Origin of the sequence: Achromobacter agilis (assembly GCF_900496965.1) — a bacterium.
GTDB lineage: Bacteria > Pseudomonadota > Gammaproteobacteria > Burkholderiales > Burkholderiaceae_B > Achromobacter > Achromobacter agilis.
The window spans coordinates 189,406-204,554 of record NZ_UFQB01000005.1 but is presented as its reverse complement, the minus strand read 5'-3'; the positions used below and the strand labels follow the sequence as shown (position 1 = coordinate 204,554).

Sequence of the window (15,149 nt, the reverse complement as noted above, 5' to 3'; positions counted from 1 at the left end):
GCCATTTTTGACTTTTCCATTACTGGAGTACACATGAGCAAGATGAAGATCACCGGGTCCTTCGTGGCTCTGATTACGCCCTTCAACAAGGACGGCAGCCCCGATTACGAAGCTTTCCGGGAATTGCTGAAGTTCCAGGAAGACAACGGCACCAGCGCGGTCCTCATCATGGGATCCACGGGAGAGGTGTCCATGCTGTCGCAGAAGGAGCGCCAGGACATCATCGTGGAAACCGCGAAGATGAAGACCGGCAAGATGAAGCTTTTCTATGGCTGCACGGGCAACAACACCGATGCCACCATGGATTACCTGCGCTTTGCGCGGGCCAACGGCGCCGATGGCGCCATTCTGGCCGCGCCCGCGTATATCTGCGCGTCCGAATCGGACATCGAAAGCTATTTCCTCGAAGTCGCCGACGCAACCGACCTGCCGCTGGGCATCTATAACAATCCCCCGCGCGTCAAGAGCGACCTGCACTGGGACCAGTTGCTGCGCATTTTCAAACACCCGAACTATGTGGTCCACAAGGAATCCACCACGCGCGTGGGCCAGGTGGCGCAAGTTCTATATGGCGCGCCCGACGTCTCCGTGATGTGCTGCGATTCGCCCAATCTGGGCCTGGTCGTGCCGACCATGAGCCTGGGCGGCCATGGCACGGCCAACATGACTGGAAACATCGCTCCGGCGGAGTTGGCGGAGATTTCCCAGCCCTGGACGTCGCCCGAGGTCAGCACCAGCTTCCGCGAGTCCTATCTGCGCAATCTGCAATTGCTGCACTACTCGTACTCGGCCATCAATCCCGTGGCCATCAAGTCGCTGATGAAGGCCGTGGGCCTGCCGGCAGGCGAACTGCGCAAGCCGCTGCGCGCGCTGGAAGGCGAGCCCTTGCTCAAGGGACTGCGCACGGTCAAAGCGCTGGGCCTCGACAAGAAGTACGGCTGGAGCTCGCTGCAGCTGAAGGCCGCTTGATCCGAAGCAGGATGAGTCCGGAAAGGATTTGCGTTTGAAGAAGGCCTGCCTTGCGGCCTCCAACTGACGGAACTCCTTCCGGCCTCCTCATGTCATGGCTTGGGCAGCGCCTTTGGAATAGGAAACGCTATGGATTTGGGAATTCGAGGCCGCCATGCGCTGGTTTTCGGCGGCAGTAAGGGAATGGGCCGCGCCTGCGCCCATCAGTTGGCGAGCGAAGGTGTCAACGTGACCATTGCGGCGCGCACGGAAAGCACGTTGGCCAAGGCGGCTGACGAGATCACGGAGGCCACGGGAACCCGGGTCCGGTATGTGGTTGCCAATATCACCACGGATGAAGGACGGGAGGCGGCTCTCTCGGCTTGCCCGGCGCCCGACATTCTCGTCAACAACGCAGACGGGGCGCCGCCCGGCGACTTTCGCCAATGGACCCAGGCCGACTGGCATTCGGCCCTCGACGCCATGGCCCTTGGGCCGATCGATATGATTCGAAGGATCGTGGACGGCATGATGGAACGCCGCTTCGGCCGCATCGTGAATATCGTTTCACGCAGCGTTAAAACCCCGCAGCTTGAACTCGGCCTGTCTAATGGCGCGCGCTCATGCCTGGTCGGCTTCGTTGCGGGCCTGGCCCGCCAGACGGTGCGGCATAACGTCACCATCAACAACCTGTTGCCGGGCGTCTTCGCCACCGATGCGCAGCGGCATCACATAGAAGGGATGCTGGAGCCGGGCGGCAAGACTTTTGAGCAGCTATGGGCGGAGCGCGGGTCCAATAATCCGGCTGGACGCTACGGGGAGCCCGAGGAATTGGGCGCGCTTTGCGCATACATCTGCGCCGCCCAATCCGGCTATATATGCGGCCAGAATATCTTAATAGACGGCGCCGCCTATCCCGGCACCTACTGATTCGCTTACGATCATTCCTCTTTCCACGCCCCTCTCTCATGGATTGCGGGTCAGAGGAGGGAGGGCGGTATTCGTTGCATAACTATTTTCAGTGAGACCGTTCGTCATGCCTAATATCCCTTTTCGTTCTCGCCGCTCTTGCATCAAAGGCATTGCGGCGGTTGTCGGTGGCCTGGCCTGGCTGGGTTCGGTGCAGGCGCAAACGCAGCCGGACGCCTCCTATCCCAGCCGTCCGATCACCATCGTGGTGCCTCATCCCCCCGGCGGTTCCGTCGATGGCCTGGCCCGCATATTTGCGGTGAAGCTTGGCGAGGAGCTGAAGCAATCGGTCATCATCGACAACAGGGCGGGTGCGTCCGGGATGGTGGGCGCAGGCGTGGTCGCGCGTGCGGCGCCAGATGGCTATACGCTGTACCTGAACGCGTCGATCCACAATATCAATCCCTTGCTTTATGGGAAGAAGATGACCTTCGATGCGGTGAAGGATTTCACCCCGATCAGCGGTCTCGCCCAGGGCGCGTTGATATTCAGTGTGAATAACGATGTTCCCGCCAAGACCGTGCAGGAATTCGTCGGCGTAGTGAAGGCGGCACCCAACAAATACAATTTTGCGACCACGGGTTTTGGTTCGGCGGGGCACCTCGCCATCGCGCAGTTCGCATATGAAGCCGGCCTTTCCGATCTGCAGGTCCCGATCGTCCTGTACAAAGGCGGCGGCCCTGCCTTGACCGATTTGATCGGCGGGCAGGTTCACGCGCTCGCCGATCCGATGCTCTCCTCGCTGCCCATGGTCAAGTCGGGCAAGATACGCGCGTTGGCGGTAACCGGCGACAAGCGCAGCCCATTGCTTCCGGATGTTCCGACGATGCGGGAAGCCGGGCTGAAGGATTTCGAGTTTTATTCCTGGTATGGCTTGTGGGCCCCCGCCAAGTTGCCGGAGCCGATTCTCAAGAAGCTGGACGCCGCCGCGCAGAAGGTCACGACGTCCGCCAGCATGAAGGAGCAGCTCGAGAACCTCGGCTTTGAAAGCTCCTACAGGAACAGCGCGGACTTCGCGCAGTACATACAGGCCGAGACGGCCAAATACGGCGCCATCATCAAACAGGCCAATATCACCGCGGACTGAGTCGGTTGCCCATAAGCCAGAGCGCCCCATCGAGGGGCGCTCTGACCGCTTCAGGGCAGCACCGCTTCCGGCTCAGGATCATGCCTATGCGGCGCTGCCAGATCTGACAATCGCCGGTACCTCCAGGGCCTGGACCAAAGGCGCGGCTTCTTCCCACCGCACCACCTCCACCAGCGCGGACTGAGCGCTGCTTCCCTGGGTCAGGCGGGACGTGCCTACGTCGATCGTCAACACGTTGGGATTGCCGTGTAGTTCCAGGCTTTCGTCGACCGAGTCAAACCATGCTCCGGTGGGCAGGGCCACCACGCCAGGCTTGAGGTCGGCGTCGATGAGCGCGGTTGCAAGGCACGCGCCCCGGTCGTTGTAGACCTTGACGAGATCATGCTGGCCGATGCGGCGAGCTTTTGCGTCCGGCGGCGAGATGCGCAGGGCTTCCCGGCCATTGATTTTCAGATCTACCGATGCCTGGCCGCCGTCCATCTGGGAATGGAGCTTGCCCGCGGGCTGGGGAGTGAGCAGGTGCAGCGGCCACCGGGCTGCCTTGGGTGATCCTAGCCACTCTTCCGGCGTCAGCCAGGTCGGGTGGGGCGGGCAATCGGCATAGCCGAACCCGGCGATCTTTTCCGAATACAGTTCGATGCGGCCCGACGGCGTACGCAGCGGATTTGCCTCGGGATCCCGGCGGAACTCTTCGAATAGCACAAATGGTCTTTCCGGCTCGGGGATCTCCACGAATCCCCGGTTCCAGAATGCATCGAAATCAGGGGCCGTATGGCCACTGCCGCGCCATGCCCGAGCCATGGATTCGAAGATATGCCGTATCCACTCCATCTCGCCACGGCCTTCCGTAAAACTCTGCTCATAGCCGCCCAGGGCGGCCAGTTCCCGGTATATGTCGAAGTCATTGCGGCTGGAGCCGATCGGCGCCAGGGCCTGGTGCATGGCGAATACATGGCGATCGCGCGTGGAGCCGCCGATATCGTTTCTTTCCAGTGTGGTGGTGGCCGGCAGCACGATGTCCGAGCGGCGCGCCATGGGTGTCCACCAAATCTCGTGAGCGACAATCGTTTGCGGCCGGCTCCATGCCCGGCTGAAGCGATTCAGGTCCTGTTGGTGATGGAAGGGGTTGCCGCCAGCCCAGTACACCATCTTGATGTCCGGATAGGCGCCTTCACGCCCATTGAATTCGTAGTGCTGGCCAGGATGCAGCAGCATGTCGGTGACCCGGGCAACGGGGATCACCGAGCCGGTGGGATTGCGCCCCGATTCCATGGCCGGCCCCGCAATCTCCATGCGCGGGTTTCCGGCGCCGTTCATGGAGGCATGTCCAAACGCAAAACCGCCGCCAGGCAGCCCGATATGCCCCAATGCAGCGGCAAGCGCAATGCTGGCCCAGTACGGCTGTTCGCCGCGATGGGCGCGCTGCAATGACCATGCGCAAGTGATCATCGTGCGAACGTTGCGCGCCTGGCGCGCGAGCGCCCGGATCGTCTCGGCAGGGACGTCGCAGATCGTCTGGGCCCATTCCGGCGTTTTGGGGATTCCGTCCGTCTTGCCTTCCAGATAATCGCGCAAGGCCGGAAATCCAATGCAATGGACCTGGAGGAACTCTTCGTCGTGGATGCCATCGGCGACCAGCGTCTGGATCATTGCCAGCATCAAGGCGGCGTCCGTATTGGGACGAATGGGAATCCAGCGCGCCTGAACGCCGGGAGGAACATCCCCCCGGGTTGGACTGATGACCACAAACTCAATGCCCGCCGCTACAGCCCGCTCGAGTTGCCCGCGCAAGGGATGGTCCCCGGCGCCGCCCGACGTGATCTGAGTGTTGCGTAGCGGCATGCCGCCGAATGCGATCAACAGGCGCGTGTGGCCCGTGACGCTGTTCCAGTCCGTCACGCGGCCAGTCACCGGCGTATAGGTGCCGATCACATGGGGAAGCAGGAACTGCGCGGTGCCCCAGCTGTAATTCCCCGCCTGATTCGTAAAGCCGCCGCCGGCGTTCAGGAACCGGTGCGTCTGGGTACGCGCATGGTGCAGCCGGCCTGCCGAGGACCAGCCATATGAGCCACCGAAGATGGCCTCGCTGCCATGCGCCGCCCTGACTCGCTGGAGTTCCGAATGGACGGCAGCAAGGGCCTCGTCCCAACTGACCTCCACGTAGTCGTCATGCCCGCGCTCGCTCCCGTCGGACAGGTGCCGATCGCGCAGCCATCCCTTGCGAATGGCTGGCCGGTCCACCCGTAGAGGCGAGTGGACCATGGCGGGCATCGATCGCAGGATGTCCGAGGGGGCGCTGTCGTGGGCGAACGGCTCGCAATCTATCAGCCGGCCGCCCTGCGTGACTGCGGTGAATGCGCCCCAGTGGGAGAGCGAGGGGAAGCGGCGAATCTGTTTAGACATGATTTGACAAGGTTTTGGCCCAGGGATCGCGCATTCCAAAGACCCGGATCGACTGCGGACATCCAACGCACTGTCAATGCTAACAACAGAGCAGGTGAATTTTTTTCCCATTCGCACGGTTTGACGTCAAAACAATGAAATAAATTTCCCTTCGATAACCTTTAGTCTTGGACCCGGTCAGGCATGGCATTGCCGGCCTGCGCATTCCGCCAACGCCGCAGATATAGGGATCGACCAGGACAACCATGAAAGTTCTCATCCTCGGAGCCGGCGTGGTCGGCGCCGCAACGGCCTACTATCTTTGTCGAGAAGGCCATGAAGTCGAAGTCGTGGAGCGCCACTCGGCGGCCGGAATGGAAACCAGCTTCGGCAATGCTGGCGGTTTGTGCCCGAGCTTCGCTGCGCCATGGGCCGCGCCGGGAATGCCGATGAAGGTATTGAAGATGGCGTTGAAGGCCGACCCCCCTGTGCGTTTTTCGCTTTGGCCGGAACTTGAAAGGCTCCGTTGGACGAGGCGATGGCTGATGGAATGCAATGCGACGCGATTTCGCATCAACAAGCTGCGCATGCAGCGCGTGGCCCACTATAGCCTTGCCTGTCTGAAACGGCTTATGGCCGAGACGCCGATCGCGTTCGATTTTCATGCAGGAGGCGTGTTGCAACTATTCCAGACCGAAGCGGAATGCCAGTACGGCAACATCGCTGCCAGCGCGCTGAAGGAATTCGGCATTCCGCACAATGTGTTGAACGGACGCGATGCGCTGGCGGTCGAGCCGGCCTTGCGGGAGGCCACCTCCAAGGTGGCGGGCGGCCTTCATTTGCCGTCCGATGCATCGGGCGACAGCCACATTTTCTGCCAGGCATTGACCGCCTGGCTTCGGGGCCAGGGCGTGAAATTCCACTTTGGCACCCAGGTAAGGCGATTGCTGCATGAGGGCGGCCGGGTGGTGGGCTGCGAGACCGCTTCCGGCGCGCTGAAGGCCGATGCCACGGTTGTCGCCTTGGGCAACCAGGCTCCGGCATTGCTTGCTCCGTTGGGGATCAAGCTTCCCGTATATCCGCTCAAGGGCTTTTCCATTACCGCGCTGGTGACCAATCCTGATCAAGCGCCCACCATGTCGGTCATGGACGAACACAACAAGGTCATGATTTCTCGGTTGGGCAATAGAATCCGCGTGGCAGGCATGGCCGAACTGGTTGGCCATGACCTGTCATTGAAGGCGGATCGTCGAGATGTGCTGGTCCGGGTGGCGCGCAGCCTGCTCCCCAACGGAATCGACTACGAGAACGCTACGTTCTGGACGGGGCTGCGCCCTATGACGCCGGATGGGCCCCCCATCCTCGGAATCTCTGGCTGGGACGGGCTGTTTCTCAATAGCGGACATGGCTCGAACGGCTGGACCCAAGCATGCGGAACGTCCCGGGTCGTGGCGGACCTGGTATGCGGCCGCGAGCCTGAAATCGACCTCGATGGGCTCACTATTGAGCGCTTTCGGCAGTAGCCCTGCTATATGTAGGCGCATGCCGGGCTGCCTTGAGCGCTACGTCAGTGCGATCCCGCCATCGACGCGCAGGTCCGCCCCGGTGACGAAACTGCTGTCGTCCGAAGCCAGGAATACAGCGGCGCTCGCCAGCTCTTCCGAATGTGCCTGGCGCCCCAGGGGGATGGCCGAGGCCATGCCCTGCTCGAACGCGGGGCGGCCCGATTCGAACACGGCCCGCGTGTTGGTGGCGAACTGGGCGTCGTAGCTGGCGGCGCGCGCGCCTTCGGCCACGAAGGCCTGCGCCGCGGCGAAGCCGATGCCGCTGCTGCCGCCGGTGACGACGGCGGTCTTGCCAGAGAGTTTTTGTATCTGCATTCCTTCATGGGCGCGGCGGCCGGCGCTACCAGCAGCCGGCCGACGCGCGAGCGGTGTATCGATCAGTAGTCCCAGATGACCGGGACCCAGCGGAACGCTTCGCCATCGACCGCCACCCGCCCGACGGACGGGAACGGCAGGTGGGCGGCCACCAGCAGGCCGCGGTTCTGCGCCAGTTCCTGGAAAAGCGCGATGCGGACACGGGCCGATTCCACGGGATCGTGTTCGAAGCCGTTGTGCCACTCGGGGTGGTCGAAGCCGACCGGGAACACGGCGTCGCCGGCGAAGGTCAGCCGTTCATCGCCCGACACCAGGTCGACCACGCTGTGCCCCGGGGTGTGGCCGCCGGTGAGGCGGACGATCACGCCCGGCGCAACCTCGTGCCTGTCCTGGAAGATCCGCAGCTGGCCGCGGTATTCGTTGTAGAAGCTGGTGGCGGTGGAGCGGAGCACTGCCGGCACGGGCTTGGGCATGACGGTGTGGGAGAAGTCGGGCGAGGTCCAGAATTCGACTTCGGTCGCCGACACGTGGATGCGCACGTCGGGGCTCAGGCGCTCCTTCACGCCGGGCACGAGCAGCCCGCCCACGTGGTCCATGTGCATATGGGTGATGATGATGTCCGTCACGGACTCCAGCGCGATGCCGGCCGCTTCCAGCCGCTGGGGGAACTGCCCGGCGCGCGGGAAGCCCGCGAACTGCCCGCCCAGCCCGGCGTCGATAAGAATGGTCTGGTCCCCGCTGCGGGCCACCATCACGTTCAGCGGCCAGTCGAACGCGTCGGGCGGCATGAACATGTAATCAAGCCAGTTCGCCAGATCGGCCGGATCGGCATTCGTGGCCATCGTCGAGGTCGGCAGCGGCAGCACTCCGTCGCTGACCACCAGCGCATCGATTTCTCCGATCTGCACCGCGTAGCGGGACGGGACCAGATCGATGGGCGTTTCGACGCTGGGGGGCAAGGCGTTGTCTATGGCAAGCATGGTGGAATCTCCAGGAGAGTGGGGCGCTCAGGCCGGGGTACGGATGAAGGCGAGCAGGTCGGCGTTGATGCGGTCTTGCATGGTGGCGGTGAGCCCGTGGGGGGGCGCCGGGGTAATAGATTTCCTTGGCGTGCTGCACCAGCCGCGCGGCCTTCTTCGCGGAATCGTGCACGGGCACGATCTGGTCGTCCTCTCCATGCATGAACAGCGTGGGCACGTCGACCTTCTTCAGGTCTTCGGTGAAGTCGGTTTCGGAGAAGGCCTTCACGCATTCATAGGCGTTCTTCTGGCCGCTTTGCATGCTCCACAGCCAGAACTGGTCCAGCTCGCCTTGCGAGACCTTGGAGCCGGCGCGGTTGGCGCCATAGAAGGGAATGGCCAGGTCCTTGTAGAACTGCGAGCGGTCTCCCGCCACGCCGCTGCGGATGCCGTCGAAGACCTCGAGCGGCAGCCCTTCGGGATTGGCGGCCGATTTCAGCATCACCGGCGGCACCGCGCCGATGAGCACCGCGCGGGCCACGCGCCCGGTGCCGTGGCGGCCGATGTAGCGCACCACTTCGCCGCCGCCGGTGGAGTGGCCCACCATCGTGATGTTCTTCAGGTCGAGCGTCTCGATCAGCTGCGCGAGATCGTCGGCGTAGCCATTCATGTCATTGCCGGACGAGGGCTGCGACGAGCGTCCATGCCCGCGGCGGTCGTGCGCGATGACGCGGAAGCCGTTCTGCGCCAGGAAGTGCATCTGCCCGTCCCAGGCGTCCGCGTTCAGCGGCCAACCGTGAGAAAAAGTGACGACCGGGCCTGCGCCCCAGTCCTTGTAGTAGATCTGCGTGCCGTCTGTGGTGGTGATGATGTGCTTGGCCATGAGTGTGCTCCGGTTGGGAAGAGGACTGCGCTGATGGTGAAGGCATCGTAGGTCCGGCGACTTGCGCGCGGTAGGCCCGGCGCCGGAAGCACTCTGTTGTGCTGCGCGCACCAATAACGGCGGGGAAGGGCCGGGCACGCCGCTTGCTGCTCGTGGGACCTGCCTGTACCGGGAGGACCGACATGCCGTACTCGAACGCTTGTTTCGCCGCGCGCACATGAGCAAGCCGACCCCAACCGTGCGCAAGGGCCAATACCCGGGCCCGCTCGCGCGCGAGGCTTTCCGCGAGCGCTTCATGCGGCGCTTCTACGATCCGGCCTTCCAGGCCGAGCGGGAGGCGCTGGAGCGCCTGGAGGCGATCGCCTGGGACGCCTACGAACAGGGCCGCAAGTCGCCCGTTACCGTGAAGGCGGGCCCCGAATTCTCCGATCCCGATTTCGACCTGTCGGTCGAATGGAAGGAGACGCGCGACCGACTGGCGCGCGCCGCGCAAGTGCAGCAGGATGCGGACACGCCGTCGCGTGTGCTGGTGATCGTCGGCGCCGCGCGCAACGACGGCACCTGTCCGGGCGAGGTCTCCAAGAGCTGGCGGCTGGCGCGCATCGTGATGGAGGAATTGCGGGCGGCGCGCCTGCATGCAGACATGCTGGACCTCAGCCGCCTGGTGTACGAATACCAGTGCCAGATCCACCCCTGCAAGGGCTGCGTCTCGACCGCGATGCCGCTATGCCATTGGCCTTGCAGTTGCTACCCGAATCATTCGCTGGGCCAGGACAACGACGCCATGGCGGAAATCTACGAGAAATGGGTGGCGGCCCACGGCGTGATCCTGGTCGCGCCCACGTATTGGTACCAGTCGCCCAGCCCCTTGAAGCTGATGATCGACCGACTGGTGTGCGCCGATGGCGGCAATCCCGACCCGACGCTCACCGGCGGCAAGGATCCGCTTAAGGCCAAGCAGGTCGAACTGGCGGGTTGGCCGTACCCCAAGCATTTGGCCGGCCGTGCCTACGGGCTGGTGGTGCACGGCGACGTGGCCGGCATCGAAGGGCAGCGGCGCGCTCTGAGCGACTGGCTCGATTGGATGGGGCTGATCGACGCCGGCGCGGCCTCGCGGCTGGAGCGCTATATCGGCTATTACCGTCCCTATGCCACCAGCCATGACGAACTGGAAAGGGACCAGGCGGTGCAGCAGGAAGTGCGCAATGTGGCGCGCGCCATGGTCAATTGCCTGCCGCGGCTGCGGCGGGGAGAACTGACGGTGCCGGACCGGGGGATTGAGGATCCCAGGCCGAAGTGAGTATGGCGTTGAAAGCGTAGTCCAGGGCGTTACAGTCGAGCCCCCGGGGTATCCTGCGGAACAGCTTCCGTTGGCCTTCCGCGCTCCAGACCCAGGCTCAGCCGGTATTCATGCGGCGCCAGCCCGGCGGCGTTGCGAAAGGCGCGGGCGAAATTCGCCGGGCTGGAATATCCGAATTCCATCGCGATCTCCGTGATCGATGCGCTGGTGCCCGCAAGCAACTCCTTGGCCCGCCGCATGCGGACGACGTTCACCAGCTCTCGGAAGTCGGATCCGCTGTCGCGCCGCAGAATCCGTTGCAGCGTGCGCACGCTGGTGTCGAGCGCGCGTGCCGTGCTGTCGATGGATACGGAGCCGGCTTGAACCTGCGCGTGGATGTGCGCCACGACGACTCCCATGAAATTTCCCAGGCCGGTGGGTTCGAAAATCGCGCGCGCCACGTCTTCGACCGTTACCAAGCGCGGCTGGAGGCGGCCGTGGGCGCGGCGCTCAAGCAGGCGGGCGTCGATGCACGCGGATACGGCATTGGTGTCGAACACCACCGGGCATTGGTATACGTCTTCGAACGGGGCCACAGCCGCCGGACGCGGGATGTCCAGTTCGATCCAATCCGGCAGAAAGTCCGGCCCCAGGTAGGTGCGCAGAATGCTGAGCAACACGATGGCGGTGCCACTTGCAATGTGTACGTAGCCGGGGCGCCCTCGCGTGGCAGTGAAATAGCTGGCGCGGGCGATGCCTCCCTCGACGGAGACTCTCATCCGGTCGCCGGTGCTGTGATACGTCAAGGAGGAGGCCGCGCGGGCCAGGGCCTCGCCCAGGCTGTCGGCGGCCAGGACATATTCGCCCCAGCGCCCGTACGTCGTCAGCGACAGGTGCGGAGCGGAAAACAGGCCGAGGTTCACGCCGCCGGAGCGTCGTTCGATCTCCCAGAGGAAATCGGTCATGAGGGCCTGCGGGACGAAGCACTCACGGTTTTCGATCAGCTCGAAGTCGAGCATCACGGCTTGCTTGGCTTGCCTCAGGATCTTGTCGCCAAAGGTATTTCGTATCAGTCCGGATATGCCGGCCAGGGTCGTGACTGAAATGACCGGTGGCGCGCGCGTTCCGAAGTGTAGGTCCGGCCGGGCGGGCGGTGGCGTCAAATGAGTGGTGGCTTGATTCACTTATGACTACCCTTCCCCTGTAGTGGCGTGAATCTTCCGGCGTTTCCCTGCCTTGCAGACGCCGTTTTCTTCTTGGTGGATCGATATTACAGGCGCCGGGACCAGCCGATGGTCCGTGCTGCCGTTTTACAACAACGAAAAGAATCGGGATTTGGGCCGGGCTTTTTTGTTGCTTTGCACAACGCCGACGGACCGGGCTGCGCCACGGAAATCGTCCACGGCATAGCGGCGAAGAGTGCGGTTTAGCCCAAAAGGTGAACAGCCACTCGCATAAACTGCCTCTACAATCTCCTGTTCGTTTGAAGGGATACCTTGCGAATCGAGCCGGGTGATCGGCCCGTCCGGGCCAGGAGGCGTCGCATGAGTTGGGAAGACGACTGGTTGTTGGGCCTGCCCCTGTTCGTCGCGACGATCGTCGTGCACGTGACGGCATTTCTGGCCATGGGCAGGTTGCTGGCATCCGCGCCAGCCCATCTGGCCCAAAGCAAGATCCTGTTTGGCGTTTCCGTCGCGATCTTTGCGTTGTTCGCCGCGGTCGTCCATGCCCTGGAAGCGCTGGCGTGGGCATTCCTGTATGTGCATATCGGCGCCGTGCCCAACCTGGCCGAGGCGATCCTCTATTCATTGGAGGCGATAACCAGCTATGGGCACGCGCCGGCATTCCTGCCGCCTCACTGGCGGCTCATCGGAGCCATCGAAGCGGTGAACGGACTTGTTCTGTTCGGTCTTACCACGGCCTTCTTCTTCGCAGCGATCCAGAACGGCCGGTCGAGAAACTCGACACGCGCGGGTTCAGTCTGACACCATTTTTTCGCTTCGAAATCGGAGTCGCGGCCGGGTGGCCTTTATCATCGGACCTGTGGCGGCCGCGCGACCGCGGCCGCGCGCCGCTCCCTGGGCCTTGATCGTATAGGAGACTCTTTAGTGGTTAGATCCGCGACGACAGCATCGATTTCTTTCCTGCCCTGCACGCATGCCGCCAGTTTCTGGCGGCGCCGACGGGAAAGACCGTGGCTGGCGGCCCTGCTGCTGGCAGTGATGCTGTGTTGCGTATCGCTTGGCTGGCAGGCCAAGGCAGAGGCTGCGATGCCGTTGCTGCCGCAGGAAACGGCCGCGCCGGCCTCCGGGCTGACGCCGGCCGCGCTGGCCGACCTGCTGGAGAATCCCGAGGCGCGCAAGGCGCTGGTGGATGAGTTGCGGGGGCAGGCGTCCGGGACGAAGCCGGCTTCGTCCCGCACCGCGGGCGCGGCTGCGCCGCCCGCGCAGCCGGCAGCGCCCGGGCTGCGGGAACGCATGGCCGATGATGTGCAGCGATTTCTGACCGGCTTGGCCACCGATATGGGCCAGGGCGTGGAAGACATGCGCGCACTGGCTTCGGGGCGCAGCCTGCGCATGGACAGCGGCGCCGCGGGCCATGCCCTGCTGCCGTTGGTGCTGGCCGCCGCGGTCACGATCATTGCGTTCATCTTGCTGCGGATGATCGCCATGTACGTCTACACCCGCATCGACCGCTGGGTGGCCGAGCAGGGCCGCGCGTCCGAAACGCCGCCGAAGCGCGGCGCGCCGGCCTCCATGCGCGTGCTGTACCGGCGCGCGGGGGCCATCGTGGGCGCGCTGGCCATCGACGTGGGCGTGGTGGTGCTTGCCGCCATGGCAGGCGGAGCAGCGGCCCTGTGGAGCACGCCCGGGCGCGGGACGCTGGATACGCTGGCGGCCGTGTTCCTGAAGGCTTTCGTGTCGGTGGAGATCGTCAAGGTGGCGGTCCGCACGGTATTCGCCGTGAAGCATCCGCACCTGCGCCTGCTGCCCATGGCCGACGAGCATGCCAAGTACTGGAATGCCTGGCTGCTGCGCATCGTCGTGGCGGCCGGCTACGGCACGCTCTTGGTCGATCCCGTGGTGTCGGCCTCGCTGTCGCCCGCCCTGGGCAGGCTGGCCAACCTGATCATAATGCTGGCAGTCTACGCATATGCCGTGCGGGTCATCTGGCGCAACCGCCAGACGGTGCGCGAACGCCTGGACCGCCGCGCCGCCAGCGCCACCACGTTCATGGGATCGCGCCTGCACATCCTGTCGCGAGTGTGGCATGTGCTGGGCATCGGCTATTTCACGATTCTGTTGGTCGTCAGCCAGATAGACCCGACCAACGCGCTGCCATTCATGGCCCGCGCCACCGCGCAGACGCTCCTGGTCATCGGCGTGGGCAGCCTGCTGATCCTACTGCTGAACGCCGTGCTGGCCAAGCCGATCAAATTGCCGGCGGACCTGCGCCAGCGCCTGCCGCTGCTGGAGGCCCGCGTCAACGCCTACGTGCCGGCCATGTTGAAGCTGATCGGCCTGATCATCCGCATCGTCCTGGTGCTGCTGGTTCTTGACGCCTGGCACGCCTTCGACCTGTCGAGCTGGCTGGCGTCGGATGCCGGCGGCGCGGCCATCAAGATGGTGCTGAACATCGCCATCGTGCTGCTGATCGCGGCATTGGCTTGGACCGTGGTCGCCAGCGTGATCGAACACCGTCTCAGCCAGAGCGAAGGGCGGGGCATGCCCAGCGCGCGCGAGCGCACCCTGCTGGCGCTGTTTCGCAACGCCGCGCTGATCGTCATCGTGACGATGACGCTGATGGTGCTGCTGTCGCAGATCGGCATCGACGTGGGCCCGCTGATCGCCGGTGCCGGCGTGGTGGGCCTGGCCATCGGCTTCGGCGCGCAGAAGCTGGTGCAGGACATCATCACGGGCATCTTCATCCAGCTCGAGAACGGCATGAACGAGAACGACGTGGTGCAGGTGGCGGGCGTGTTCGGCACGGTCGAGAAGATGACGATACGCTCCGTGGGCATCCGCACGCTGGACGGCGGCTACCACCTGGTGCCCTTCTCTTCGGTGGACGTGGTGGCCAACCACATGCGCGATTTCTCGTACCACCTGGGCGAATACACCATCGCCCACCGCGAAAGCGTAGACGACGCGATCGTGCACCTGCGCGCGGCCTTCGCAGAGCTGATGACCGACACGGTGCTGGGGCCCGAGATCCTTGAAGAGATGACGGTCGCAGGCGTCACGGCGGTCAACGAAAAGGGCGTGACCATCCGGATCCTGATCAAGACCACGCCCGGCATGCAGTGGGCCGTGCAGCGCGGCTACAACCGGCTGTTGAAGAAGCATTTCGACGCCGCCGGCATCGAACTGCCGTACCCGCACACCGTGGTGTATTTCGGGCAGGACAAGCGCGGGTTTGCGCCCGCGGCCAATGTGACCTTGCAGGCCGAACGTCCCGACGAGGGCGAGGACGCCCGCGCGGCGGGGCATACGCGGCGACGCCTGGAACCGCAAGCGCCCAGCGAGGACTCCGCCGAGGTGCTGGGCAACGAACTGGAGGCGCGCGAGGATCCCGACGCGCCGCGCGCGTAGCGATACGCGGGTCAGGCGCGGGGGCCGCCGGATTCGGCGGCCAGCGCCTGGATCATGTGCCGCACGAATCTCTCGGTGGTGTCGGGTAGCGTGACGTGGCTGGCGGTCTGCATCTGCAGCGTGCGTTCGGCAAACACCTGTTGTTGCAGTGCGACCGCCACCAGGGCGCC

12 protein-coding genes and 1 pseudogene are annotated in these 15,149 nt (G+C 64.1%); 7 read left to right on the top strand and 6 right to left on the bottom strand.

What is annotated here, in order from left to right:
• Positions 1-33: 33 nt before the first annotated feature.
• The 3 genes from AGI3411_RS08335 (at position 34) to AGI3411_RS08325 (ending at position 3,004) form a co-directional block, all read left to right on the top strand.
• Complete coding sequence (locus tag AGI3411_RS08335) at positions 34-969, top strand: 4-hydroxy-tetrahydrodipicolinate synthase family protein (protein WP_129526907.1); 936 nt, start codon at positions 34-36, stop codon at positions 967-969.
• A gap of 129 nt (positions 970-1,098) precedes the next feature.
• Positions 1,099-1,878 (top strand): SDR family NAD(P)-dependent oxidoreductase, encoded by a 780-nt coding sequence (locus tag AGI3411_RS08330; RefSeq protein WP_129526906.1) that lies wholly within the window; start codon positions 1,099-1,101, stop codon positions 1,876-1,878.
• A gap of 106 nt (positions 1,879-1,984) precedes the next feature.
• Entirely contained in the window at positions 1,985-3,004 is a 1,020-nt protein-coding gene (locus AGI3411_RS08325) for a Bug family tripartite tricarboxylate transporter substrate binding protein (RefSeq protein WP_129526905.1), read from the top strand.
• Between the two features lie 84 nt (positions 3,005-3,088).
• Here AGI3411_RS08325 and AGI3411_RS08320 read toward each other — a convergent pair whose 3' ends face one another.
• Positions 3,089-5,407 (bottom strand): molybdopterin-dependent oxidoreductase, encoded by a 2,319-nt coding sequence (locus AGI3411_RS08320; RefSeq protein WP_129526904.1) that lies wholly within the window; start codon positions 5,405-5,407, stop codon positions 3,089-3,091.
• 245 nt (positions 5,408-5,652) lie between these two features.
• On the opposite strand from AGI3411_RS08320, the gene AGI3411_RS08315 reads away from it, so the two are divergent.
• On the top strand, positions 5,653-6,909 hold the full coding sequence (locus AGI3411_RS08315; RefSeq protein WP_129526903.1) for a D-amino acid dehydrogenase: 1,257 nt from the start codon (positions 5,653-5,655) through the stop codon (positions 6,907-6,909).
• 39 nt (positions 6,910-6,948) lie between these two features.
• On the opposite strand, the gene AGI3411_RS08310 is transcribed toward AGI3411_RS08315, so the two are convergent.
• From AGI3411_RS08310 to AGI3411_RS08300, 3 genes and pseudogenes are all read right to left on the bottom strand, one after another.
• On the bottom strand, positions 6,949-7,266 hold the full coding sequence (locus AGI3411_RS08310) for an SDR family oxidoreductase (RefSeq protein ID WP_425265323.1): 318 nt from the start codon (positions 7,264-7,266) through the stop codon (positions 6,949-6,951).
• Between the two features lie 62 nt (positions 7,267-7,328).
• On the bottom strand, positions 7,329-8,246 hold the full coding sequence (locus AGI3411_RS08305) for an MBL fold metallo-hydrolase (protein ID WP_129526902.1): 918 nt from the start codon (positions 8,244-8,246) through the stop codon (positions 7,329-7,331).
• 27 nt (positions 8,247-8,273) lie between these two features.
• A pseudogene (locus tag AGI3411_RS08300) lies at positions 8,274-9,108 on the bottom strand (alpha/beta fold hydrolase).
• A gap of 217 nt (positions 9,109-9,325) precedes the next feature.
• On the opposite strand from AGI3411_RS08300, the gene AGI3411_RS08295 reads away from it, so the two are divergent.
• Positions 9,326-10,408, top strand: a complete 1,083-nt coding sequence (locus AGI3411_RS08295) for a flavodoxin family protein (RefSeq protein WP_129526901.1) — start codon at positions 9,326-9,328, stop codon at positions 10,406-10,408.
• 29 nt (positions 10,409-10,437) lie between these two features.
• Here the strand turns inward: AGI3411_RS08295 and AGI3411_RS08290 are convergent, their stop codons facing one another.
• On the bottom strand, positions 10,438-11,571 hold the full coding sequence (locus AGI3411_RS08290; RefSeq protein WP_129526900.1) for a helix-turn-helix transcriptional regulator: 1,134 nt from the start codon (positions 11,569-11,571) through the stop codon (positions 10,438-10,440).
• A 360-nt stretch (positions 11,572-11,931) separates the two neighbouring features.
• On the opposite strand from AGI3411_RS08290, the gene AGI3411_RS08285 reads away from it, so the two are divergent.
• Together AGI3411_RS08285 and AGI3411_RS08280 are read left to right on the top strand one after the other, a co-directional pair.
• Positions 11,932-12,372 carry a hypothetical protein gene (locus AGI3411_RS08285; protein ID WP_052097466.1) on the top strand — a complete coding sequence of 147 codons (441 nt, stop codon included), beginning with the start codon at positions 11,932-11,934 and terminating at the stop codon, positions 12,370-12,372.
• Positions 12,373-12,609: 237 nt separating this feature from the next.
• The gene (locus AGI3411_RS08280; RefSeq protein ID WP_129527010.1) at positions 12,610-14,979 is read left to right on the top strand and encodes a mechanosensitive ion channel domain-containing protein; all 2,370 of its coding nucleotides are present in this window, start codon (positions 12,610-12,612) and stop codon (positions 14,977-14,979) included.
• Positions 14,980-14,990: 11 nt separating this feature from the next.
• On the opposite strand, the gene AGI3411_RS30070 is transcribed toward AGI3411_RS08280, so the two are convergent.
• On the bottom strand, positions 14,991-15,140 hold the full coding sequence (locus AGI3411_RS30070) for a hypothetical protein (RefSeq protein WP_165359107.1): 150 nt from the start codon (positions 15,138-15,140) through the stop codon (positions 14,991-14,993).
• Positions 15,141-15,149 lie beyond the last annotated feature (9 nt).